This is a genomic window from Rhizobium sophorae (assembly GCF_013087515.1).
In the GTDB taxonomy this organism is placed as follows: Bacteria; Pseudomonadota; Alphaproteobacteria; order Rhizobiales; family Rhizobiaceae; genus Rhizobium; species Rhizobium sophorae.
In genome coordinates this window covers 268,231-291,575 of sequence record NZ_JABFCN010000023.1, presented here as the reverse complement: position 1 = coordinate 291,575, position 23,345 = coordinate 268,231, and the positions used below count along the sequence as shown (strand labels likewise).

The following is a 23,345-nucleotide window of genomic DNA, read 5'->3' as shown; positions in this document are numbered from 1 at the left end:
ACCCCATCACGTCTCCCGCTCAATCTGGCACCAGACCGCCAGCAGCGGCCGCGCTGTGCATCTTATCGCGAAGGATTGCCCGGCGTCATTTGCAAAGACCGTGCCGATACCGGCGGAAAACCATTCGGAATTGCCAAGGCAGATTTCACCCGGCGAAAGCAGAATGAAGGCGCGGGGCTGGGTCTGAACATGATCGGGAAATCTTGTATACCGATCCATATAGATCACGCCGACCCTGAGATCGGCGCGTTCCTCCATGCCGCCGGGACCGACCAAGACTGCATGGGAGTGCGTATTGCCGAAATTCAAGCTTGCGAACGGACCGGAGCGGCCGCGTCTCCAGAGCAGCTTATCGGCGAGACTCTGGAACTGGCCGGCGATCGCCTCGTATTTCCGTCCCGATTTTGCAAGATGTTCGATGGCGTCATCCAGCCCTTCGGGCGCGCCGGGAAGAGGCCCGCCCTCCGGACGCACCTTCCCGGTCTTGAGCAGCCTCTGGAGAACCTTGCCCGCGACGAAACTGGCGACGGCAGGAGCCTCCGCCGACAGCATCAGGCCGCCGACATCATTGAGGAATTCCTGCAGCGGCCGAGAGCGCCTCTCCCTACCGATGTCGTGCAGCCGTATGTATGCCGGCTTTTCGTCATCGTTCAGGAGAAGGTCGGCACCAGGTTTGATTGGACGTCCCACGACGCGCGCCACGTTCGGTCTCCCCCGCTAGAGCGCCTTTTGCAATTCCGGCAGGGCGTCGAAGAGATCGGCGACCAATCCGTAGTCGGCGACCTGGAAGATCGGCGCCTCCTCGTCCTTGTTGATGGCGACGATGACCTTCGAATCCTTCATGCCGGCCAGATGCTGGATGGCACCCGATATGCCGCAGGCAATGTAGAGCTGCGGCGCCACCACCTTGCCGGTCTGGCCGACCTGCCAGTCGTTCGGCGCATAGCCGGCATCGACGGCGGCTCTGGATGCGCCGACGGCAGCACCGAGCTTATCGGCAAGCGGCAGGATGACCTCCCTGAACTTCTCGGCCGAGCCGAGCGCCCGGCCGCCGGAGATGATGATCTTGGCAGACGTCAGTTCCGGCCGGTCGGAGGCCGACAGCGCATCGCCGACGAAGGTCGAAAGCCCCGGATCGGAAACCGCCGGGATCGCCTCGACGGTGGCCGAGCCACCTTCCGGTGCGGAGGCAAAGGAGGCGGTGCGAACGGTGATCACCTTCTTGGCATCGCTTGCCTGCACCGTCTGGATGGCATTGCCGGCATAGATCGGCCGCTTGAAGGTATCGGACGAGATCACTTCGATGATCTCGGAGACCTGGGCGACATCGAGAAGAGCGGCGACGCGCGGCAGCACGTTCTTGCCGACCGAGGTGGCGGCAGACAGGATCGTGTCGTAGCTGCCAGCCAGCGAGACGATCAGGTCGGCCAGCGGTTCGGCCAGGTTGTTGGCCAGTGCGTCGCTTTCGGCCAGCAGCACCTTGGAGACGCCGGCAAGCCTGGCCGCTTGTTCGGCAGCAGGCTTGGCCGCCTTGCCGGCAACGAGAATGTGGATGTCGCTTGCCTGTTCCTTGGCGATCTTTGCGGCGGCCGTCAGCGCCTTGGCGGTCTGATCGGACAGGCTGGCATTGTCGTGGTCAGCCAGAAGAAGAATGGTCATGATGATGGCTCCTGTTCCAACCTGATTACAGCACGCCGGCTTCGTTTTTGAGCTTGTCGATGAGTTCGGCGACCGACTTGACCTTGACGCCGGCCTTGCGGCCCGACGGCTCCTCGGTCTTCAACACCTTGAGGCGCGGCGTGGTGTCGACACCGAAGTCGCCAGGCGTCTTCTTGTCGAGCGGCTTCTTCTTCGCCTTCATGATGTTCGGCAGCGAGGCATAGCGCGGTTCGTTCAAGCGCAGATCGGTGGTGACGACCGCCGGCAGCTTGACCTCGATCGTCTGCAGGCCGCCATCGACTTCACGGGTCACCTGAGCCTTGCCATCACCGATCTCGATCTTCGAGGCGAAGGTCGCTTGGGGCATGCCAAGCAGTGCTGCCAGCATCTGGCCGGTCTGGTTCGAATCGTCATCGATCGCCTGCTTGCCGACGATGATCAGGCCGGGCTGTTCGGCGTCGGCCACAGCCTTCAAGATCTTGGCGACAGTCAGCGGCTCGACCGCATCATCCGTCTCGACCAGGATCGCCCGGTCGGCGCCCATGGCAAGAGCGGTGCGCAGCGTCTCTTCGGCCTTGGCCGGACCGATCGACACCACCACCACTTCCTCGGCCTTGCCGGCTTCCTTCAGCCGCAACGCCTCTTCCACCGAGATCTCGTCGAACGGGTTCATCGACATCTTCACATTGGCAAGCTCGACACCCGTGCCATCCGGCTTCACCCGGATCTTCACGTTGTAGTCGACAACCCGTTTGACGGGCACGAGAATCTTCATGGGCAACCCCCTTTATTTCTAAACTGCTGGCCGTTCGGCAAGTAATGCCCAGAAGGCGAAAAGCGGCGTGTCGAGCGACCTCATGGCATGTTTGATGCCTGGGACATTGTAGAAGGATCCGCCGATACCCGGCGAAAACCAGTCACCTTCCCCCTGCTGGAACTCTCCCTCGGAAAGCACGAGATAGACTTCCTCGGGCGCATGGTCGTGATCGGGATAACGCACGTGAGGCGCCATCAACGTCACGCCGATCCACAGGTCGCTCCGCTCCTCCAATCCTCCCGGGCCGATAATCATGGCGTTGGCATGCCCATCGACAAAATTGCCGCTGGCCGTGTGGTCATACTTGGTGCGCCGGCGCCATTCAAGCATTGGCTCGATGCCTTTGAACCCCTCGATCAAACGCGTCAGCGAAGGATAGGACGTATCGACGGAAAGCGCCACATCAAGGAGAGCGCACACAGGCAATCGGCTTCCCGGCCACGCACGCGCGGTTCCCGGACGCTCCAGCGCCGCAGAAATCTGATGGATCGAGCGGCGGGCCTCCGGGGCCTTCGTGAACTGGTCGAAAGCCACGAAAGTCGCGTCCACGAAAACCTGGAGGCTTTCATTGCGTAAACTCATGTCATCACCTCCCGAGACCCACTCTTGCGATCAGATATCTTTCGCAATGCGCAGGCCGTCATAGACGGCTGCATGCGTGTTGCGTGCGGCGACGGCATCGCCGATCCGGAACAGCTGGAACTTGCCGTCAGGATTGCGGATCACCGACTGTGGTTCTCCGGAAAGAAGCTGGTCGTGCGACATCTCGCCGAGATTGCTCGAGCTGGGCTTCAGCTCGAAATAGAGCTCATCGAGCGGAATGGTCCCATGATTGACGACGATCTGGTCGAAGCTGTGCTGCCTGGCAATCCCGCCGTAATCGCTGCCGACATGTGCGACGAGCTGGTTGCCGCTCTTCTCGACGGCTTCGAGACGATAGGTGACTGTGAAGGTCACGTCATGCTTCTGCAGAGAGCGCATATAGGGCACCAGGTTCATGGCCATGACCTCGGGCGCGAAGGACCGGTCCGGCGTCATGATCTCGACCTTGGCGCCTGCCTTGGCGAGAAACTCTGCCGCCTGCAAGCCGGCATGATCGCCGGCGTCGTCGAAGATCAACACGTTGGTTCCAGGCTTCACGTCGCCGGAGATGATGTCCCATGACGAGACCACCAGATCGTTGCCGCTGGCAAGGACCTCGGTGTGCGGCAGGCCGCCGGTCGCGATGATGACGACATCGGGATTCTCGGCCTCGATGGTGTCGGCTTCCGCCCAGGTGTTGAAGTGGAAGGTGACGTCGTATTTCTCGCACTGGCTCATGCGCCAGTCGATGATGCTGATCATTTCCCTGCGGCGCTCGCTTTGAGCGGTGAGGCGGATCTGACCGCCGGGATGGTTCGCTGCTTCGAAAACGACGACCTGGTGGCCGCGTTCTCCGGCGACGCGCGCCGCTTCCAAACCGGCCGGGCCAGCGCCGACGATGACGACCTTTTTCTTGGCGTCGGCCTTCGCCACGATATGCGGCATGGTCAGTTCGCGGCCGGTGGCGGCATTGTGGATGCAGAAGGCCGCCCCGCCCTGGTAGATGCGATCGAGACAGTAATTGGCGCCGACACAGGGGCGAATATCGTCTTCCCGCTTTTCGATGATCTTTCGGACGATATGCGGGTCGGTCATGTGGGCGCGGGTCATGCCGACCATGTCGACCTTGCCGGAGGCGATCGCGTGGCGCGCGGTGGCGACGTCAGGGATTTTCGCGGCATGGAAGGTCGGAAAGTTGGTTGCGGCGCGAATTTCGCCGGCGAAATCGAGATGCGGTGAATTCGCCATCCCCTGGATTGGGATCACGTCGGTGAGGCCCGCATCGGTATCGATGTGGCCGCGAATGACGTTCAGGTAATCGATGAGGCCGCTCTCCTTCAGCCGCTTGGAGATTTCGATGCCGTCACCCTTGCCGGTGCCACCGGGAAGACATTCGTCGGCGGTATAGCGCACGCCCAGAATGAAGTCGTTCCCCACCCTTTGCCGGATCGCTTTGAACACATCAAGACAGAAGCGCAAACGGTTATCGAGCGAGCCGCCATAGGGGCCGTCGAGCTCGTTGGTGAGCGGAGACGTGAACTGGTCGATCAGGTGGCCGTAGGCTTCCAGCTCGACGCCATCCATGCCGCCCGCCTTCATGCGCTCGGCAGCGTCGGCGAAATCCTTGATGATGCGCTCGATGTCCCAATCTTCCATCTTCTTCGGGAAGGAGCGGTGGGACGCCTCGCGCTGATGCGACGGCGCCACTACCGGCAGCCAGTCGCCCTTGTCCCAGCGCGTGCGCCGGCCGAGATGGGTGAGCTGGATCATGATCGCCGCACCCTCTTCATGCACGGCGTCGGTCATTTCCCGGATCCAGGGCACGATCTCGTCCTTGTAGGCGAGCAGGTTGTTGAAGACCGGTGGGCTGTCCCTGGAAACTGCGGCCGAGCCTGCCGTCATCGTCAAGGCCACGCCGCCCTTTGCCCGCTCCACCGTATAGGCGCGATACCTCTCCTTCGGCATGCCGTCTTCCGGATAGGCCGGTTCGTGGGAGGTCACGATGATACGGTTGCGTAGCGTCAAATGTTTGAGCTGATAGGGCTGAAGAAGGGGATCGTTCGACATGGGCCGTGGTTCCGGATTAAAAACGTCAGAGGAGACGCTAAGCACAATGTACATATGTGTCAATATTGAAAACATTTGGGTCGTCGTTTTCGACACTTATGTACATTTTTCTTGTGCGCGGCTTGATAGTTTGATAGGAGATAGCCCATGGATCAGGCATTGAACGATACTGGCTGGCGCGGCTCACAGGAGGGATGGCTGGAAGCAGCTTACCACTCGCTGCTGGATTCCGGCGTGGATTCGGTGAAAATTCTGCCCCTGGCGAAGAAGCTCAACCTCTCGCGCACAAGCTTCTACTGGTTCTTCAAGGACCGGGAGGAACTGCTGGCCGGGCTCGTGGCGCGGTGGCGCGACAAAAACACCGGCAACATCGTCAAGCAGTCCGAAGCCTACGCGGAATCGCTTGCCGAGGCGATGCTCAACGTCTTCGACTGCTGGCTCAACAATGATCTGTTCGACGCCAGGTTCGAATTCGCTGTGCGCAGCTGGGCGCTGCAGTCCGACGAGATTCTCGCCGAAGTCCGGCAAGCCGATCAGCTTCGGCTGGAAGCCCTCAAGCGGATGTTTATCCGGTTCGGGCTACCAGAAGCGACATCAGATGTCCGAGCGCGAACAACTTACCTCGTGCAGATCGGATACATCTCCATGCAGTCCAAGGAGGAACTCGCCGTCCGCATGAAACGGATTCCCGAATATATCGCGATCTACACCGGCGAAGTGCCGCAGCAGAGGGAGCTCGATCGCTTCTTCTCCCGGCACGGCTATAGGCCGGGTTAGGGAAGGCCGGATGAGCGCTTCCTTGAGGATCGGTATCATTGGCGGCGGTGGCTGGCTTGGCGGAGCAATCGCCGGCTCCATCCTTGATGCCGGCCTGGTCGAACCTCGAAATCTCTCCCTCTCCTATCGCAGCGAGCAGCCGCGCCGTTTCCCGAATTCTTTCCTGACCACCGACAATCAGGCGCTTGCCGACCGCTCGGACGTGATCATTCTTTCCGTCCGCCCTGATGATTGGCATGCTCTGACGGTCGATGCCGGCGGCAAGCTCGTCATCTCAGTCATGGCGGGCATCCGCTTGGGCGCACTTTCCGAGCGCCACAAGACCGGTCGCGTCGTCCGCGCTTTGCCGAATGCCGCCGCCGAAGTGGCCAGGTCCTATACGCCGTGGATTGGCGCGAGCGATGTCACCGAAGACGACCGGGCGCTCGTCCGCGCGATTTTTCAGGCATGCGGATCTGAGGACGAGGTCGCAAGGGAAAGCGACATCGATTACCTCACGGGTCTTTCCGGGTCCGGACCGGCCTTCCCGGCGCTGCTCGCCGCCGCCATGATGAGCGATGCCATCGCAAATGGCCTGCCGGCGGAGATTGCGCGGCGCGCCGTCAACACGGTGATCACAGGCGCCGGCCGCCTGCTGGAGCGCCAAGATGAATCTCCTGACGATGTCGTTCAGACCTTTGTCGGCTATCGCGGCACCACTGCGGCGGCCATCGAAAGCATGCGCGTTGCGGGGTTCGACGCTTCGGTCGCGAAGGGACTATCGGCGGCATTCAAGAAATCGGTGAGTATGGGAGACGCTTCCTGACAACCGTTGGAGTGGGTCCTGCGGCGCCCCGCTCAGCAAAACCGGCCGCTAAACAGAGGGAACGAGAATGAAAAAACTATTCGCATCGACATGCCTGACGTTCGGCCTGATCGGCGGGGCATCTTTCGCCAGCGCCGCCGAATGCGGCACTGTCACCATCGCCAGCATGAACTGGCAGAGTGCAGAGGTTCTCTCCAACCTCGACAAGTTCATCCTGAACGAAGGTTATGGCTGTGAGGCCGAAATCACCGTCGGCGATACCGTCCCGACGATTACCTCGATGGCCGAAAAGGGCCAGCCGGATATCGCGCCGGAAGCCTGGATCGACCTGCTCCCCGACGTCGTCAAGAAGGGAACGGAAGAAGGCCGGATCGTCCAGGTCGGCTCTCCACTGCCCGATGGCGGCGTGCAGGGCTGGTGGATTCCGAAATATCTGGCCGACGCCCATCCCGACATCAAGACCATCGGCGACGTGCTGAAACATCCGGAACTCTTCCCCGATCCCGAGGATCCGAAGAAGGGCGCCATCTACAACGGACCGCAGGGCTGGGGCGGCACCGTGGTGACCACGCAGCTCTACAAGGCCTTCGAAGCCGAGAAGGCCGGCTTCACCCTCGTCGATACCGGCTCGGCTGCCGGCCTCGATGGTTCGATCTCCAAGGCCTACGAACGCAAGGAAGGCTGGGCCGGTTATTACTGGGCGCCGACCGCGCTGCTCGGCAAGTATGAGATGGTCAAGCTGGAAGCCGGTGTGCCGAACGACGCCGCCGAATGGAAGCGCTGCAATACCGTCGCCGATTGCCCCGATCCGAAGCCGAATGCATGGCCGGTCGACAAGATCGTCACCCTGGTTGCAAAGCCTTTCTCGGAAAAGGTCGGCCCTGAAGTCATGGACTACCTGACGAAGCGCTCCTGGAGCAACGACACCGTCAACAAGCTGATGGCCTGGATGACCGACAACCAGGCGACCGGCGAAGACGGTGCCAAGCACTTCCTCAAAGAAAACAAGGACCTCTGGACCAAGTGGGTCTCGCCTGAGGCAGCCACGAAGATCGAAGCTGCTCTTTAGAACAGGATGAGGCCTGTTCGGCCTAAAATCTGAATCCTGTTCTAAGTTAAATAGTGAGAGCATGATGTCGTCCGAAAACCGCTCACACTTTTCGGCATCATGCTCTAACGCTGACTACTGCGGTGCGCTTAATGCGCGCCGCCTCTCGCTGCCGATAAAATCAAAAAGACTGCCACGGCTCTTTGAAGAAAAAGGGGAACCGAATGGAATGGTTTTATAAATTCCCGCATATGGATGACGACGCCCTTCGCAATCTGAAGAAGGCGATCGATGACGGTTTTCGCGCATTTACCCGCACCTATGGCGACGCGATCGAAAGCCTCTTCTCCCCGCTGCAGCATTTCCTGATCGCCGCCGACCGCTTCATGACGCAGACGCCGTGGCCGATCATTACGGCAATCATCCTTGTCATCGCATGGTTTGCGAGCCGCAACCTGAAGATCGTCTTCGGCTGTCTCGTCACACTGCTGCTGATCGGCTATTTCGACATGTGGGACGATACGATGCGGACGGTCTCGATGATCTTCGTCTGTACCGTGCTCTCCATCGCCATCGGCATTCCGATGGGGATATTGATGGCGCGTTCCGACCGGCTGCAGCGTGTTATCAATCCGATCCTCGACGTCATGCAGACCATGCCGAGCTTCGTCTATCTGATCCCTGTCGTCATGCTGCTCGGCATCGGCAAGGTGCCGGGACTGATTGCCGTCGTCATCTACGCCATCCCGCCGATGATAAGGCTGACCGATCTCGGCATCCGCCTGGTCGACAAGGACGTGCTCGAGGCAGCCGATGCGTTCGGAACGTCGAGCTCGCAGAAGCTGTTCAAGGTCCAGCTGCCGCTGGCGCTTCCCACCATCATGGCCGGCATCAACCAGACCATCATGATGGCGCTCGCCATGGTGGTCGTCGCCTCGATGATCGGCGTCCAGGGCCTTGGCCAGCCGGTTCTGAAGGCCATCGCCAACCAGTACTTCACCCTGGGCATTTTCAACGGCCTTGCCATCGTCGGCATCGCCATCATCTTCGACCGGGTCAGCCAGGCGTATGGCAAGCGGCTCCAGAAGCATCGGGAGATCGTCCATGGCTGATCATCGTTTCGGCGGCATCAAGATCCGCCACCTCTACAAGATCTTCGGTCCCAATCCTGGCGCTCATGTCGATGCCGTCCAAAAGGGATTGTCGAAGACCGAGCTCAACGAAAAGCACGGCCACGTGCTGGGCCTGAAGGATATCAATGTCGAGATACCCTCGGGCCGCATCCAGGTCATCATGGGCCTTTCGGGTTCGGGCAAGTCGACGCTCATTCGCCACATCAACCGTCTGATCGATCCGACATCAGGCGAAGTGCTGGTCGACGGCGTCGATGTGGTGAAAATGAACGAGACCGAATTGCGGACGTTTCGCCGGCACCAGACGGCAATGGTGTTTCAGAAGTTCGCGCTTCTGCCGCACCGGAACGTTCTCGACAATACCATCTTCGGCCGCGAAGTGCAGGGCATGGAGCGCTCGAAAGCCGTCGACGTCGCCATGGGCTGGCTGGAGCGGGTCGGGCTGAAGGGCTTCGAGAGCAAATATCCCAACCAGCTATCGGGCGGTATGCAGCAGCGCGTCGGCCTGGCACGAGCCCTCTCGAACGATGCGCCGGTTCTGCTGATGGACGAGGCCTATTCGGCGCTCGATCCGTTGATCCGCACCGATATGCAGACGGTCCTTCTCGACATTCAGAAGGAGATCAAGAAGACCATCGTCTTCATCACCCATGACCTCGATGAGGCCCTTCGGCTGGGCGACCAGATTGCGATCCTGCGCGATGGCGAAGTCATCCAGCAGGGCACCAGCCAGGACATCGTTCTGCGTCCGGCCGACGCCTACATCGCCAACTTCGTCAAGGAGGTCAATCGAGGCCGGGTCATCCAGGTCGATGCCATCATGACATCCTTGCATTCCGGTGCGGTGCCAAGCGGGTTGACGATCGCATCAGGCACGACCGTCGAAGACGCCGTCCGGATCCTGGCATCGGCGGCACACGACGATGCCAGAGTGGTCTCACCATCCGGGGAAGCCTTGGGGCTTGTCACCTTCCGCCAGCTCGCGGGCGCGATGGTGAACTCGCAGGAGGTGGCTCCCCGACGCGACAGCCCCCTCTCGGTCGCACTTTGACGCTCCAAATGCGGCCGTCTTTCCGTTTCGTTGGCGAGGCGCGTCGCCATCTCCGGAACTGAGAAGTCGGCCGCCTGACCTTGCCGCCCGTCGTCATCGACCAGGCGACGAGTGCCACGGCCTTCATAACCCTTGCCGAGGCAGCAAAGGCGCAGTCGCCGATCCCTCACGGCATCGCCATCGACGAGACCGGCGCAATCACCACCGATCCAGTCAAGGCGATGCTCGGCGCGCTCCTCCCTTCGGCGGCTATAAGGGCGCCAATATCGCCCTTTTCGTCGAGATGCTTTCCGCGGGTCTCTCCGGAGCGGCGTGGTCGCTCGATGCGGGCCACTTTCTCTCAGGCGAGCATCTGGTGAATGCCGGAATGACCGTGATCGCGCTCTTTCCTGCAGCCGCAGATCCGGATTTTCAGGAGCGAACCAAGACCCAATTGGAGCGGCTGCGCTCCAAGGGAGTCCGTATCCCCGGCGACAGAGCGATGTCCGCACACATCGCAGAAACCAATAGTCTCGAAGTCGACGCAGCGGTGCTCGAAACGATCGGCCGCTTGTGCCTTCAGTGAAAGCAAATCCTTACCAAGCCGAAGGACCGCGCGCAGTGCGGACCAATGCGGAGCCATGCCCAAGATGTCCTCATTCGGCTAAATGAGAAACTAAAGATCTCTATCCACTTTGCGCAGCGCATTGCGCGGAACAGACGGCCTCAGGGGAGCGGCTTGATATACACTTTGCGCAAGATCAGTCCAGACTGCGTCACGAAAAGCCGCTCGGCCGACAATATCGGGGCCTGACAATTGCTCCATAGCTAAGGAACAGTAAGATCAATCTCGACCAAGGCCATGATGGTTTGCGGTCCTGAAGCCAAACCCGTCCATCCATCACCCCCAAAGGATGGAAGGGATCATACATACGCACTCCATCCCGTGCGTATGCCTGTATGCCTGTCAGCCTGCCGAAGGCCATCTTTAAGCGGTCCACTATAGAACCTTCGGCAGGCGACTGCGCGGCTCTGGAATTGAGGGCTCTCTATAAGCTTCAGATGATGCACATCTCGGCAAGATCGCCGCGGTTGAACCTGTGGCGTGGCGGAGACAGCCGTAAAATTGCTCCTTCAGCGTAATCGTTTTATCAGCGGGTTGTCGTCATCGCCGACAGCGTGAAGTCTTGCCAATGGCCGCGGGTTCTGTCAGTTCCTGATCTGGATGGGAACTAATGTATTCAACGGGTTGGTCTTTTGACCTTTACCATGCCCGAATTCGACCTGCATCAGCCGGCACAAACCGCTGATCTCGATGCCAGTCTCACGTGGAGATCCACCTGCTCCGCTGTAAGCTGCCGCACTATATCCAACAATCGTCTAATATACATCCAAGGCCGCTCATCCATGCCGTCTGCAGGCTCTGATGAAGCGCCGCGGCGCAGGACGACCATCCATGGCGACTTGCCCTGGCAGAGGTACGCGCACCAATCCGACACTCTCGCCGGCCGCGTGTCGCACTCGCACCTGCGAGCGGTGGAGAAGAGCATGTCGAAACAGCCACATCGAACAACGGGAGCAGCATGACGGAACATAGCACTGCGCCATTCTCATTTCGATTTAGCGGTTCGTCCTTCGACAACATGGTCGAAACGCTGGGCGGCGCTTTTGGCGCATTTGATGCCGAGCCCGTCGGCAGCGCCCAGGACTTCCACTGGGGACTGGATTTCTCGGTCTGTGACAAGGCCGTCCTGCTCACGGGCTACCATGAGGCGGAGTTTCAGTTCAATATCGAGCCGACCGTCGATACGTCGGAGTATCTGTCGATTGTCGTGCCGCGCAGCGGCGGCATGGGGGTAGCCTATGGATCCCGCATCGCCGAGGCCGGACAAGGAAAATTGCTTCTTTATAACAATTTCGAGCCCAACAGCGTCATCATGCATGGGCGATCGAACGTCATCGACGAGTTGCTGATCAACTGGCCTGTCATCCTGCAGACGATCGGCCAGACTTTCGAGATGCCGTTCAGCGGCTCCCTCGACCTGCTGCCCGAACTGGATCTGTCCAAGCCGGAAGGCCGGTTGATCGGCAATCTCACGGAAACGATCATCTTAGGCATGCGCGACGATGGCCCCTTGCTGCAGTCGCCGATCGCCATGGCGCATATGACGCAGGCGCTCGCCGATCTGGTCGTGCGCCTGGTACCGCACCGGCTGTCGCATTTCCTGGAGAACGGCCCTGCCCTGATCGCGCCCCGGCATGTCCGCAGGGCGATCGAATTCATGCACGCCAATATCAATCAGCCGATTACCATGCTGAAGGTCGCCGAAGCCGCCGGCGTATCCAGCCGGGCGCTCGAAACCGGTTTTCGTGCCTTCAGGGGAACCTCTCCCGCCGCCTATCTGCTGAGCCTTCGTCTGCGTGCGGCGCGCCAGGATCTGCTCGATCCCGAGAGCAAGGACACCATGAAGGCCATCTGCCTCAAATGGGGCTTCTTTCATTTCGGCCGATTTTCCGCAGTCTATAAAAACACATACGGAGAATACCCTTCCGACACCAGGAAGCGGGTGATCCGGCGATAACGCAAGGGGTCTAGGTCTCGTCCCCCGGCGGCAATTTGTAATGCACTCTCATCGTCCTTGGATCGCGCTTGACAATCTGCAGCACGCCCTCGTGTTCCGCCAGGGCGTTGAGTTCCCTCAGCACGAGAGAATGCGCGATCCCCAGCATGCGCGCAAAGGTGCGGCTGTCACCCGCAATCCCCAATTCCGCGGTGACCAGAAGACCGGCCTGTATGGATGTCAGCCTGTTATCCCTGCCTTGCGCCGCAGCGACGAGAGCGAGAAACCGATCGACGTCGGACGCTTCTTCGTTCACGCGGCTTTTCGCCGGCGGAAGGACACCATGATCGATTTCGAGGTGGGCGTATCGCTTTCCCTGCCTGCGCTGCCAAGCGGCACGAGCACGTTCAGTTCGGGATAGTAACCCGCTATGCTTCCTCGCGGAATGTCATAGGGCACAAAGCGGAAATTCTCGGCGATACGCTCGACACCGTCATCATGCTCGCCGACCACGTCGACCCGGTCACCGGCTTCGGCATTCATCGCCGTCAGGTCGGCTGGATGAATGAAGATGACCTGCCGCTCACCGTAAACGCCGCGATATCGGTCATCGAGGCCGTAAACCGTCGTATTGTATTGATCGTGCGACCGGAAGGTCTGTAGGGCAAAGCGCCCCTCACCCTTTCGCGCCCGCTGATGCACCGTCTCTTCCGGAAGCGGCTCGGAAGAGAATGACGCCTTGCCTGCCGGCGTATCCCACTGCCGATGGGCGGCCGTGTTGCGCAGGTGGAAACCGCGGGGCTTGCGCAGGCGCGCATTGTAGTTTTCGAAGCCTGGAATGGTCGCCTCGATATGATCGCGGATGCGGTCGTGGTCGTCGGCAAGCTCTGCCCAGTCGACCACCGCGGAGCCGACCGTCGCCTGTGCAATACCGGCAATGATGGCGACTTCCGAGAGGAGATGCGGCGAGGCCGGACGATTGATGCCGGCTGACCCGTGCACCATGCTCATCGAATCCTCGACGCTCACGAGCTGGGAACTGCCTGCCGCATTCATATCCATCTCGGTGCGCCCGAGGCACGGCAGGATGAAGGACGCCTCGCCGGGCATGAGATGTGAATGATTGGGTTTAGTGGCGATGTGCACTGTCAGCTTCAGCCGCCGCAGCGCCTTTTCAACGAGTGCGCTGTCGGGGGTGGCGCGGGCGAAATTGCCGCCAAGCCCGATGAAGGCTTCGGCCGAGCCGTCGAGCATCGCTCCGATCGCGGCAAGGACATTGTGGCCATGTTCGCGGGGAACGGTGAAGCGGAAGTGCTTCTCCAGCGCATCGAGGAAATCGTCCGATGGCTTTTCGTTGATGCCGACGGTGCGATCACCCTGCACGTTGGAATGGCCGCGAACCGGGCAAAGGCCGGCACCCGGCCGGCCGATATTGCCGCGCAGGAACATGAAGTTGGCGATCTCGCGGATCGTCGCCACGGAATGCAGATGCTGGGTCACGCCCATCGCCCAGGTGCAGATGACCCGCTCGGCGCTGATATAGACATCGGCCGCCCGTTCGATCTCCTGCCGGCTCAATCCCGATTGGTCCTCGATCTCTGCCCAGTTGGTCGCCTCGACCGCTGCCCGGTATTCTGCAAAACCCGCGCAGTGTTCGGCGAGAAATGCATGGTCGAGAACGGAGGGCAGGCCGGCGGCGACCGCTGCGTCTTCCGCAGCCAGAACGGCCTTCGCCATCCCGCGCACCGCGGCCATGTCGCCGCCGAGCTGCGGCTGCAGATAAAGGCTGGCGATATCGGTCGAACCGCCGCGCAGCATCTCGATCTTGTCCTGCGGGTCGGAGAAGCGCTCCAGGCCGCGTTCGCGGATGGGATTGAAGACGACGACGCGTGCGCCGCGGATCGCCGCCCGGCGCAAGTCGCCGAGCATCCTCGGATGATTGGTGCCCGGGTTCTGTCCGATCACGAAGATCGCGTCGGCCTCCTCGAAATCCTCCAGCAACACGGTACCCTTGCCCACACCGACCGCCTGGCGCATGGCGATGCCGCTCGCCTCGTGGCACATGTTGGAGCAGTCGGGAAAATTGTTGGTGCCGTAGATACGCACGAACAGCTGGTACAGGAAGGCGGCCTCGTTGCTCGCCCGGCCCGACGTGTAGAATTCCGCCCGGTTGGGACTATCGAGACCCCTCAGAATGCTGCCGATCTCGGCAAAAGCGTCCTCCCATGCGACCGGCAAGTAACGGTCGCTCGCCGCATCGTAGCGCATCGGATGCGTGAGGCGGCCATTGAGTTCCAGTTCATAGTCGGTCAACCGGCGAAGCTGCGATACAGTCTTTTCCGCGAAGAAGGCGGGCGTGGCCCGCTTCTCCGTTGCCTCCCAGGCGACGGCTTTCACGCCGTTCTCGCAGAACTCGAACGAGGATCCGTGCTCCGGATCGCCCCATGCGCAGCCCGGGCAATCGAATCCATCCGGCTGGTTCGCCTTCAGCATCGTCCGCGCCCCTGAAATCGGCATGCCGCTTTGAAGCAAACGCTTCCCACAGCTCTTCAAAGCGCCCCAGCCGCCGGCTGCCGCCGATTTCTTACCAATGAATTTTGTGTCCATGTGCCCTGTATTGTCGAAGCCGGGAAAAGATCAAGGGCGCACGCGCGATGGCTCGATAGGAAAAACCTATCAAGGATTCGATCTAACCGACGTCCTTCATGGAGTGCCGCTCCTCGGGCGAATGTGCCAGGATGCGATTGCGGCCTTGGGTCTTGGCGTCGTAGAGCGCCGCATCAGCCTCGGTCAGGAGGCGGTTCGGGTTGATCCTCAAGGTGGCTCCCGTCGCGCAGGATATGCCGATACTGGCCGTCACCCGTCCGAATTCGCTGCCGGAATGAACGATATTCTCCTGGCTTAGGAGACGCGCGAATTGTTCGGCCACGATCATTGCCCCTTTCGCACTGGTCGCGGGGAGCAGAACCACGAATTCCTCTCCGCCATAGCGTGCGACGATGTCTGCCGGCCGGCTGACGGACTGGCGCAGGCACCTGCTGACGACACGCAGGCATTGGTCTCCGGCGGGATGACCATAGGTGTCGTTATAGGCCTTGAAGCGGTCGATATCGACCATCAGAAGGCTGAACGGCGTGTCTTTCCTGGCGCTGCCTGCGGTCTCGCGCGCGAAAGCCTCGTCGAAGGCCCGGCGATTGACGATGCCGGTCAGTCCATCTGTCTCGGCGAGGTTCTTCATCTGCTCCGCCGATAGCCTGAGGGCGATTTCCGCCTGCTTGGTCGCCGTGATGTCGGAGACAACGGCCATTGCGGTGCCGTCTTCCGCTAGCCTTGTCCGGATGCTACGCCAGTCGCCGTTGTGAAGCTGAACCTCCTCGTCCTTGTTGCTGTGCAACGTCGCGCTGGCGGCCTTGATCCACTCCTCGCGGTCATTGTCCGGGATGCCGGTGCGCTCGCCCGTTTCGACGACGCGGCGAAGGATGTCGCTGATATGCGCGCCAACCACGCGGGCGTCCGCAGATAGCGGGAAGGCGGTGCGGTACTGGTCGTTGCAAAAAACGAGGAAACCCTTGCTGTCGTACATGGCGATGCCATCGGACATGCCGGCCATCGCATGTGACAGCACGTTCTTGCTCTTGCGCAATTCCCGCTCCAGGGCGGTCCGCTCCGTCACATCGCGCGTGACGCCGGCAAGGCCGATCACCCGCCCCTGCCTATCCTTCAGCGGCACCTTGGAGGCGAGCAGGTATCTGCCTTCGACGCGCTCGATGGAGTCGATCAGAGGCACCCCGGTGTCCATGACCTGCTGTTCGAGATAGTAAAACTCTTCGGCGCGCGGCCGCGATATAAGATTGAAATCCGACAATCCGGTCATCTCCGCCGTGGTTCTGAAACGAAAAAGGCGGCTCATATTTTCATTGACGGTGATGAACCGGCTGTTTCTGTCCTTCACGTAGAGATAGTCGGGCGACTGCGAAAACGCGGTCACCAAGATGCTCCGCTCCAGCTCCCATTGCTGCGTCTTCAACAGAACGAAACCACACAGCACCGTCGCCAGGCAATTCAAAACGGTCATAGGAAAACCGATGATGGCCAATACGCGGGCGTGGACCAGTGTGGGAAGCACCGCCATCAATACGATAAGTGCAGCGCCGAGCGCGAGGCTCAGCAGCGCAACGTCCATGAGCTCGGCAGATCTCTTCCGGATCCAGACATTGGCAGCCAGGCCAATCCCGGTTGCGACAGCAATTGCGATCAGGCCATCGATCATTGCCGTACCACCGACACAGAAGCGGAAGGCCATTGCCAGCGCAGCGGCAAAAGCCGCTGCGATCGGTCCGCCAAACATACCCGCCAAAGCAAGCGGCGAAAAGCGCATGTCGATATAGATGCCGGGATTGACTTCGACGGCCAGCAATATGGATCCGATGGAAGCACCGCCGGCTATGATTCCGAAGGCGATTTTTTCCTGTATGACCGAACGACTCTGAAATTGGATCGAGAAATGCGCCCAGAGCGAAATCGCCAGGCACACGAATGACAGGTTGCCACCGAATTGCGTCCAGATGCCATTCACCGCGTTGGATCCACGTTCCAATACATCTACCGACCCAATCATAGGGCAACACTGGTTTGAGCTTCGTTAAGCTGCAGACCCGTCAGCCTATATTCGTCAGCAGTTGCGTCTCCAGGCTGGTGGCCAGCAACGCGACGACAGGAAAGCGGGCGTCCGCCGCGACGATGAGCTATGGGCAGAGAGGCCTGCTGCCAGATTTACGACATCAGAAGTGGGCGAAACCGGAATTGAAAGGTCATGCCCGAGGGTCGGCAGGAGACATCATGTCCGCAACGCCCTGCGGTCCAACGGCTAGCAGTCGAAGCATAGGGCATAACAACAGCATCCTCTGCGTCTGGACATGGAGCCTGATGACACAATCTAGCGTTATCCGGATAAGCCTGCGCAATCGGGCCATTCGTTGCAAGCAGCCATCCACGCTGTCAGCAGCCGCGGCTGTTGACGGCATCGTCCAATGCTTTTTCGGCTACTTGCAGATCGCCGCCGCCAAGAAGCCACGCATCGCCTCGCCATAAGGCGGCCGCATCATGTATTCCGCTTCCACCATCCTGCTCTGGTGATAGACGGCGCGCGGATGCGAGAAGGCGAGGAAGCCGAACTTGCCGTGATAGGCGCCCATGCCCGAATGGCCGACGCCGCCGAAGGGCAGGCCCTCCGCCGTGACGTGGCTCATGCAGTCGTTGACCGTCACCCCGCCGGAGGTCGTATTGTCGAGGACGCGGGCCTCCTCCTGTTGATCCTGGCTGAAGTAATAGAGAGCCAGCGGGCGCGGCTTGGCATTGATGCGATCGATGACGTCGGCAATATCGCGATAGGGAAGGACCGGCAGCACCGGTCCGAAGATTTCCTCCTGCAGCACGCGCATCTCTTCCGTAGGATCGAGGATCAGGGTCGGAGGCATGCGGTGGGCCGATTGCTGAGAGAAATTCTCCGCCGCCGGATTGATCTCGACAACACGGGCGCCCTTGGCCCTGGCATTGTCGATCAGTCCCTGGATGCGGGCGAAATGGCGGGCATTGACGATCGAAGTATAATCAGGATTTTCCTTCAGCGCCGGATACATCGCGCCGATCGCTGCGACCGCGTGTTCGGCAAAGGCCTCGACGCTTTCCTCGGGCACATAGACATGATCAGGCGCAAGGCAGATCTGGCCGGCGTTCAAGGCCTTGACGGTCATGACGCGGCGCGCCGCGTCTGCGAGATCGGCCGAGCGGCCGACGATGACGGGCGACTTGCCGCCGAGCTCCAGCGTCAGCGGTGTCAGGTTTTCCGCCGCCGCGCGCATGACATGATGGGCGATCGCGGTTCCGCCGGTGAAGATCAGATGGTCGAAGGCAAGTGATGTAAAGGCCGTGCCCGTCGCCGGTCCGCCCTGAACGACTGATATTTCCGTTTCGTCGAAGGCGCCGGCAATGAGTTCCGCCATCAAGGCGGCCGAGGCCGGCGTCACCTCCGACGGCTTGATCATGGCGCGGTTGCCGGCGGCAAGAATGCCGGCAAGCGGCGCAAGCGCGAGCTGATAGGGGAAATTCCAGGGGCTGAGGATTCCGACAACCCCCTTCGGCTGATAGACCACTTCGGCCACCGCGTCCGGGAACAATGCCTCGTGCTGCTCGGGCTTCAGCCATTCGGCAAGATGGGCCTTGGCATATTTGAGCGAACCGACGCAGGTGAAAACGTCGAGAAGCAGGCTCGCCTCGACGCTGCGGCTGCCGAAATCGTCTGACAGGGCCGCGGCGATCGCATCCTTATGGTCGACGAGAAGGGCGATGACGCGGTCGATGCGATCGATGCGGGTATCGATGCTCGGCGGCCCTTCCCGCAGGAAAGACGCCCTTTGCCGGCTAAGCAGCGCCTTCATGGCATCGGGACTGGTATCGGTGGCGATTGCGGTGACGGTGTTCATTGTTTCCTCCCTTGAACGGTGTCAGGCGGCCGGCTGGCGCACGACCGGTTTCAGCACGATGCCCTTTTCCGAATCCTCCACCGCCTGGTTGATGTCGGCGAAATCATAGAAGGTGATCAGCCTGTCGAAGGGGAAGCGACCCTGCCGATGCAGGTCGATCAGCAGCGGGATCAGTACGTCGGGATTGGAATCGCCCTCGACGATGCCGCGGACCCGGCGCCCGCCGGACAGGATATGGGTGAGGTCGAGCGTCAGCGTCGCCCCGTGCGGCGAGGCTCCGACGATGCCGCATGTGCCGCGCGGCGCCAGCACCCGCACGCACTGGTCGATGACGGCGGGCACGCCGGAGGCATCGATCGCATAATCGACGCCGGCGCCGGTCATCGCCATGATCGCGGCAACCGCGTCGCTCGCCTTGCCGTTGACGATCTCGGTCGCGCCGAGCTCGGCTGCAAGTGCCAGCCGCGTCTCGTTGACGTCGACGGCGATGATCCGTGACGCGCCGACGATCCGCGCCGCCATGACGGCGGCAAGACCGACGGAGCCCATGCCGAAAACCGCAAGCACTTTTCCCGGCTCGATCTTCAGCGCATCCATGACCGCGCCGGCGCCGGTCTGGATGCCGCAGGCGAGCGGCCCGAGCAGCGCCAGATCTGCATCTTTTGGCACTTTCACGATATTGCGTTCATGGCACAGTGCGTGGCTGGCAAAGGAGGACTGCCCGAAAATATTGCCGTGAACCCGCTCTCCCTCGCATGAGAGCCCGCTCGAACCATCGGCGCGCGAACCAAAGAAGTTGCGCGGGAAAAATTCGTGGCAATAGGTCTCCTCGTGATCGTTGCAGCTCGGGCAATGGCCGCAGGAGTTGAAGGTCATGACCACGTGATCGCCGGGCGCCACCTTGGCAACGCCCGGCCCGACCCGCTCGACGATGCCCGCCCCTTCATGGCCGAGCACGACCGGCTGCGGCACCGGCAGATGCTGGTCACGCATGACGATATCGGTGTGGCAGACCCCTGTCGCCACGACGCGAACCAGGATTTCCCCATCGCGCGGCTCCTCCAGATCGAGCCTTTCCAGCGAAAACGGCGTATGCGGCGCACGCGCCACCGCAGCATGGATTTTCATTGCTTCCTCCTCCCGATGATCGGCTCGTAAACGGCTATCAGCGGCCGCGCTTATAGGCGCCGAGCCCAGGCTGATAGGTCTTGTCGTCGAGGAACTGTTTCAGCCCCTCGTCGCGCCCCTTGGTCTTGTCGAGAAACAGCATCTGCTCCAGCTTGGCGTAGATGTAATCGTCGGCGAGATCCCATGGCAGGTTGCGCACCCGCTTGTAGGTGTCCTTGGCGGCCTTCAGCGTCACCGGGTTCTTTTCGAGCAGGCTGGCGCAGATCTTGCGAACCCGTGTTTCAAGCTCTGCCAGCGGCACCGCCTCGTTGACGAGACCCATTTCGGCGGCCTTGCGCCCGCCGAACAGTTCGCCGGTCATGATATAGTAGAGAGCATCGCGATGGCGCATCACTTCAGCGACCGCACGGGTGACGTTGCCGCCCGGCAGAATGCCCCAGTTGATTTCGGAGAGGCCGAAATTCGCCTCCTCGGCGGCGATGGCGAGATCGCAGGAAACCAGCGGCGTAAAGGCGCCGCCGAAGCACCAGCCGTTGACCATGGCGATCGTCGGCCTTTCGAAATACATCAGCCGGCCCCACCAGTTGCCGGACTGGCGCCGCGCCTTCAGCGTGATGTCACGCGGCTTGTCGTCATTATCGCGGAAATATTCCTTCAGATCCATGCCGGCCGACCAGGATTCGCCGGCGCCGCGCAGAACGAGGACGCCGCAGCGCTCGTCGCCCTCGAGCTCGTCGAGCACTTCGAGCATCCGGGCATTCAGGGCCGGATTCATCGCATTGCGCTTTTCCGGGCGGTTGAGGGTCACGAAGGCGATGCCGTTGTCGAATTCGACCAGAACCGGCGATTGCATGTCAGTCATGAGGTTACTCCATGGGTTTCGGCATGAATGCCGGGGCCGCGTCACAGGGCCTGTCGTTGAAGGGTTTCGTCGGAATGGAACTGGCGCAGGACATGTTTCTGCACCTTGCCGGAGGCGGTGCGGGGAATGGCCTCGACGAAGAGAATGCGCGCCGGGCGCTTGAAGGCGGCGAGCCTTGCCGCGCAATGGCCGGCGATGTCATCGCCCGTTGCCACGGCACCCTGCCGCAGCACCACATAGGCGAGGCCGCATTCGCCCCATCGGATGTCGGGAATGCCTACGACCACGGCATCGAGAATATCGGGATGACTTGCGAGTGCCGCTTCGACCTCGGCGGGATAAACATTCTCGCCGCCGCTGATATACATGTCCTTCAGCCGGTCGACGATGCGATAGAAGCCGTTCGCTTCGCGGCGGCCGAGATCGCCGGTGCGGTACCAGCCTTCGGTGAAGGCGGCAGCGCTTTCCTGAGGCTTGTTCCAGTAGCCAGGTGTTACCGCCGGCCCGCGCAGCCAGAGTTCGCCGATCTCGCCTTCATCAACCTCGCGGCCGTCCTCGCCGACGATGCGAATGTCGAGCAACGGCGCAGGAAGACCGACGCTGCCGGGATTATCCTGCACCGCGCGCCGGTCGATCGGCACGTGCAGCACCGTTCCGGCCTCGCTCATCCCGTAACCGTTGACAAGCGCGACGCCGTCATCGAGATAGCTTTCGATCAGCGCCTGCGTCAGCGGCGCGCCGCCAACGAAGAGCGCATGCAGGCCGGCGAGCGCCGCGGCGCTATAGGCGGGGTCGTTGCGCAAGGCGAGCGCGATCTGCGGCACGGCGAAATAATGGGTGATGGCACGCTGCCGGTCGGCAAGTGCCGCGAGCGTTCGCGCCGGCGTGAAGCGGTCGGAGACGACAAGCGTGCCGCCCAGCATCAATGTGGTTCGCGCCACAGCGATCAGCCCGATCGTGTGGAAGAACGGCAGGTCGCACAGGGCGACGGTTTCAGGCCCGATCTCGCCGACAAAGGAAAAATTGACGGCGGCAAAAAAAGCATTGCGGCGGGTGATGACGACGCCCTTCGGCTGTCCCGTCGTGCCCGACGTGTAGAGAAGGACGCAGGCTCCATCGGCATCGGCGGACACCGGTCCGGCCGGAAGGCTCGCCTCGATCCGGGCGGCGAGCCCGGCCGGACCGTTAGACGTCGAAATCACCGCCATCTCGGGATCGGCGTCCGCAAGGCGCGCCACATCAGCCGAAAACTCCTCGTCGTGAACCAGAAGCGCCGGCGCGCAATCGGCAAGGATCGGCCGAAGCTCGGCGGCGCTGAGGCGCCAGTTGAGCGGCACGTAGATGGCGCCGGCACGCTGGCAGGCAAAGGCAAGCACGATCGAATCCACCGCGTTGCGCGCCAGCATGGCGACCCGCGCCCCATCCCGCCGCGCTCCAAGCACACCAGTCAGGAAGCCGGTGCAGCGGGCGATCCGCGCATCGAGCTCGGCATAGGTGAGCTGCCGGCCGGTAGCAATTTCGAACAGGGCCCGACGATCCGGTGCGACACCGGCGCGGTAGAGGATCGGATCATCCTTCATCAGTCCGCAATCTGCCGACGAAGCCACCCCGGAAAAGGAATGCGCCATTATTTTCCTCCCATGCCCGCCGCTCCCACAACAGGCACCAATTTTGTATGCAACACATACTAATATTTTTTTTCGGAGATGCAAGAGCCGTTTGCGGCAATCCGCCCATTCGAACGGGCGCGAGAGAAATCGAGACCGGCGATATTGACTAACCCGCTGATTTTGATGGTTATGGCGCCTGAACCAGGCGAGACGGACAATGACCAAGCAAGTACCGCAGGACGATGTCGAGGGCGAGGAGGCGCTCGTAACACCGCCGCTCGACGTCGGCCGACTCGGCGATCTCCTAGGTTTTCATCTGCGCATGGCGCATGTCGCGATCTATCGCGACTTCGCCGACACCATGGAGGAGCTGGCGCTGACGCAGAAACAGCTCGCGGTGATGGAGCTGCTTGCGGTCAATACCGGCGCATCGCAGATCGACCTGGCCAATACGCTCGGCACTGACCGCGCGACCATGATGGCTCTCGTCAACCGCCTGGCAGCCCGCGACCTGATCGAGCGCCGGCCTTCCCAGGCAGACCGCCGCCGCCAGGAACTTCATCTGACCGAGGCGGGACGCGCCATGCTCGCACAGGCGCGCAAGCTGATCGACTCGCACGAGCAGCGTTTCATCGACCTGTTTTCGCGCGATGAGATGGATGCGCTGCTGGCTGCGCTGAAGCGGATCTACAAGGGGAACTGAAACCCGTCGCTTTTCCCGGCAGGCCCGGGTTCAGACCCACTTGCAGCCGAGAAGCATCATGAGCGCTCCCGGCCCAAACCG

The 23,345-nt window shown here is 61.3% G+C and carries 19 protein-coding genes and 1 pseudogene; 8 read left to right on the top strand and 12 right to left on the bottom strand.

All coding sequences use genetic code 11. The features are described 5' to 3' along the window. Window positions 1-6 precede the first annotated feature (6 nt). The 5 genes from G9X64_RS15085 to G9X64_RS15065 are packed head-to-tail and all read right to left on the bottom strand — an operon-like array spanning window position 7 to window position 5,125. Complete coding sequence (locus G9X64_RS15085) at window positions 7-702, bottom strand: dimethylsulfonioproprionate lyase family protein (RefSeq protein ID WP_168313032.1); 696 nt, start codon at window positions 700-702, stop codon at window positions 7-9. 15 nt (window positions 703-717) lie between these two features. Then, the gene (locus G9X64_RS15080; protein ID WP_171376840.1) at window positions 718-1,659 is read right to left on the bottom strand and encodes an electron transfer flavoprotein subunit alpha/FixB family protein; all 942 of its coding nucleotides are present in this window, start codon (window positions 1,657-1,659) and stop codon (window positions 718-720) included. A 25-nt stretch (window positions 1,660-1,684) separates the two neighbouring features. After that, window positions 1,685-2,434, bottom strand: coding sequence for an electron transfer flavoprotein subunit beta/FixA family protein (locus tag G9X64_RS15075; RefSeq protein WP_171376839.1), 750 nt, complete (start codon window positions 2,432-2,434; stop codon window positions 1,685-1,687). A gap of 18 nt (window positions 2,435-2,452) precedes the next feature. Further along, entirely contained in the window at window positions 2,453-3,058 is a 606-nt protein-coding gene (locus G9X64_RS15070; RefSeq protein ID WP_168313327.1) for a dimethylsulfoniopropionate lyase, read from the bottom strand. A 30-nt stretch (window positions 3,059-3,088) separates the two neighbouring features. Continuing rightward, window positions 3,089-5,125 carry an NADH:flavin oxidoreductase gene (locus G9X64_RS15065; RefSeq protein WP_168313326.1) on the bottom strand — a complete coding sequence of 679 codons (2,037 nt, stop codon included), beginning with the start codon at window positions 5,123-5,125 and terminating at the stop codon, window positions 3,089-3,091. Window positions 5,126-5,272: 147 nt separating this feature from the next. Here G9X64_RS15065 and G9X64_RS15060 point away from each other — a divergent pair, with 147 nt between their 5' ends. The 7 genes and pseudogenes from G9X64_RS15060 (at window position 5,273) to G9X64_RS15030 (ending at window position 12,500) form a co-directional block, all read left to right on the top strand. Beyond that, complete coding sequence (locus tag G9X64_RS15060; protein ID WP_171376838.1) at window positions 5,273-5,902, top strand: TetR/AcrR family transcriptional regulator; 630 nt, start codon at window positions 5,273-5,275, stop codon at window positions 5,900-5,902. Window positions 5,903-5,912: 10 nt separating this feature from the next. Next, window positions 5,913-6,707: a pyrroline-5-carboxylate reductase family protein gene (locus G9X64_RS15055; RefSeq protein ID WP_171376837.1), complete on the top strand. Its 795-nt coding sequence runs from the start codon at window positions 5,913-5,915 to the stop codon at window positions 6,705-6,707. A 67-nt stretch (window positions 6,708-6,774) separates the two neighbouring features. Continuing rightward, on the top strand, window positions 6,775-7,776 hold the full coding sequence (locus G9X64_RS15050; protein ID WP_168313323.1) for an ABC transporter substrate-binding protein: 1,002 nt from the start codon (window positions 6,775-6,777) through the stop codon (window positions 7,774-7,776). 203 nt (window positions 7,777-7,979) lie between these two features. Continuing rightward, a complete protein-coding gene (locus G9X64_RS15045; RefSeq protein WP_168315890.1) occupies window positions 7,980-8,867 on the top strand; it encodes an ABC transporter permease in 888 nt (295 codons plus the stop codon). Further along, a complete protein-coding gene (locus G9X64_RS15040; protein ID WP_168315889.1) occupies window positions 8,860-9,939 on the top strand; it encodes a quaternary amine ABC transporter ATP-binding protein in 1,080 nt (359 codons plus the stop codon). Before G9X64_RS15045 ends, G9X64_RS15040 begins: the two co-directional genes overlap by 8 nt. Window positions 9,940-10,019: 80 nt before the next feature. Further along, a pseudogene (locus G9X64_RS37105) lies at window positions 10,020-10,504 on the top strand (Ldh family oxidoreductase); the annotation flags it as partial. Window positions 10,505-11,501: 997 nt separating this feature from the next. Next, a complete protein-coding gene (locus tag G9X64_RS15030) occupies window positions 11,502-12,500 on the top strand; it encodes an AraC family transcriptional regulator (RefSeq protein ID WP_171376836.1) in 999 nt (332 codons plus the stop codon). Window positions 12,501-12,510: 10 nt separating this feature from the next. On the opposite strand, the gene G9X64_RS15025 is transcribed toward G9X64_RS15030, so the two are convergent. From G9X64_RS15025 to G9X64_RS14995, 7 genes are all read right to left on the bottom strand, one after another. Further along, window positions 12,511-12,795 (bottom strand): hypothetical protein, encoded by a 285-nt coding sequence (locus tag G9X64_RS15025; protein WP_171376835.1) that lies wholly within the window; start codon window positions 12,793-12,795, stop codon window positions 12,511-12,513. After that, on the bottom strand, window positions 12,792-15,086 hold the full coding sequence (locus tag G9X64_RS15020; RefSeq protein ID WP_171376834.1) for an FdhF/YdeP family oxidoreductase: 2,295 nt from the start codon (window positions 15,084-15,086) through the stop codon (window positions 12,792-12,794). The genes G9X64_RS15025 and G9X64_RS15020 overlap by 4 nt, the downstream gene beginning before the upstream one ends. 82 nt (window positions 15,087-15,168) lie before the next feature. After that, on the bottom strand, window positions 15,169-17,097 hold the full coding sequence (locus G9X64_RS15015) for a diguanylate cyclase (RefSeq protein WP_171376833.1): 1,929 nt from the start codon (window positions 17,095-17,097) through the stop codon (window positions 15,169-15,171). Window positions 17,098-17,521: 424 nt separating this feature from the next. Continuing rightward, a complete protein-coding gene (locus G9X64_RS15010; RefSeq protein ID WP_171376832.1) occupies window positions 17,522-18,961 on the bottom strand; it encodes a coniferyl aldehyde dehydrogenase in 1,440 nt (479 codons plus the stop codon). Between the two features lie 21 nt (window positions 18,962-18,982). After that, window positions 18,983-20,089: an NAD(P)-dependent alcohol dehydrogenase gene (locus tag G9X64_RS15005; protein ID WP_171376831.1), complete on the bottom strand. Its 1,107-nt coding sequence runs from the start codon at window positions 20,087-20,089 to the stop codon at window positions 18,983-18,985. Between the two features lie 37 nt (window positions 20,090-20,126). Then, window positions 20,127-20,951: a p-hydroxycinnamoyl CoA hydratase/lyase gene (locus G9X64_RS15000; protein WP_168313314.1), complete on the bottom strand. Its 825-nt coding sequence runs from the start codon at window positions 20,949-20,951 to the stop codon at window positions 20,127-20,129. 41 nt (window positions 20,952-20,992) lie between these two features. Then, on the bottom strand, window positions 20,993-22,579 hold the full coding sequence (locus G9X64_RS14995; RefSeq protein ID WP_171376830.1) for an AMP-binding protein: 1,587 nt from the start codon (window positions 22,577-22,579) through the stop codon (window positions 20,993-20,995). Between the two features lie 199 nt (window positions 22,580-22,778). Between G9X64_RS14995 and G9X64_RS14990 the strand changes: the two genes are divergently transcribed. Beyond that, window positions 22,779-23,264, top strand: coding sequence for a MarR family winged helix-turn-helix transcriptional regulator (locus tag G9X64_RS14990; protein WP_171376829.1), 486 nt, complete (start codon window positions 22,779-22,781; stop codon window positions 23,262-23,264). The last annotated feature ends 81 nt before the right edge of the window (window positions 23,265-23,345 follow it).

Coding starts and splice junctions, on each gene's coding strand:
- G9X64_RS15080 (WP_171376840.1), bottom strand. CDS start 1,659: ATGACCATTCTTCTTCTGGCTGACCACGACAATGCCAGCCTGTCCGAT.
- G9X64_RS15075 (WP_171376839.1), bottom strand. CDS start 2,434: ATGAAGATTCTCGTGCCCGTCAAACGGGTTGTCGACTACAACGTGAAG.
- G9X64_RS15070 (WP_168313327.1), bottom strand. CDS start 3,058: ATGAGTTTACGCAATGAAAGCCTCCAGGTTTTCGTGGACGCGACTTTC.
- G9X64_RS15065 (WP_168313326.1), bottom strand. CDS start 5,125: ATGTCGAACGATCCCCTTCTTCAGCCCTATCAGCTCAAACATTTGACG.
- G9X64_RS15060 (WP_171376838.1), top strand. CDS start 5,273: ATGGATCAGGCATTGAACGATACTGGCTGGCGCGGCTCACAGGAGGGA.
- G9X64_RS15055 (WP_171376837.1), top strand. CDS start 5,913: ATGAGCGCTTCCTTGAGGATCGGTATCATTGGCGGCGGTGGCTGGCTT.
- G9X64_RS15050 (WP_168313323.1), top strand. CDS start 6,775: ATGAAAAAACTATTCGCATCGACATGCCTGACGTTCGGCCTGATCGGC.
- G9X64_RS15045 (WP_168315890.1), top strand. CDS start 7,980: ATGGAATGGTTTTATAAATTCCCGCATATGGATGACGACGCCCTTCGC.
- G9X64_RS15040 (WP_168315889.1), top strand. CDS start 8,860: ATGGCTGATCATCGTTTCGGCGGCATCAAGATCCGCCACCTCTACAAG.
- G9X64_RS15030 (WP_171376836.1), top strand. CDS start 11,502: ATGACGGAACATAGCACTGCGCCATTCTCATTTCGATTTAGCGGTTCG.
- G9X64_RS15020 (WP_171376834.1), bottom strand. CDS start 15,086: ATGGACACAAAATTCATTGGTAAGAAATCGGCGGCAGCCGGCGGCTGG.
- G9X64_RS15015 (WP_171376833.1), bottom strand. CDS start 17,097: ATGATTGGGTCGGTAGATGTATTGGAACGTGGATCCAACGCGGTGAAT.
- G9X64_RS15010 (WP_171376832.1), bottom strand. CDS start 18,961: ATGAACACCGTCACCGCAATCGCCACCGATACCAGTCCCGATGCCATG.
- G9X64_RS15005 (WP_171376831.1), bottom strand. CDS start 20,089: ATGAAAATCCATGCTGCGGTGGCGCGTGCGCCGCATACGCCGTTTTCG.
- G9X64_RS15000 (WP_168313314.1), bottom strand. CDS start 20,951: ATGACTGACATGCAATCGCCGGTTCTGGTCGAATTCGACAACGGCATC.
- G9X64_RS14995 (WP_171376830.1), bottom strand. CDS start 22,579: ATGGCGCATTCCTTTTCCGGGGTGGCTTCGTCGGCAGATTGCGGACTG.
- G9X64_RS14990 (WP_171376829.1), top strand. CDS start 22,779: ATGACCAAGCAAGTACCGCAGGACGATGTCGAGGGCGAGGAGGCGCTC.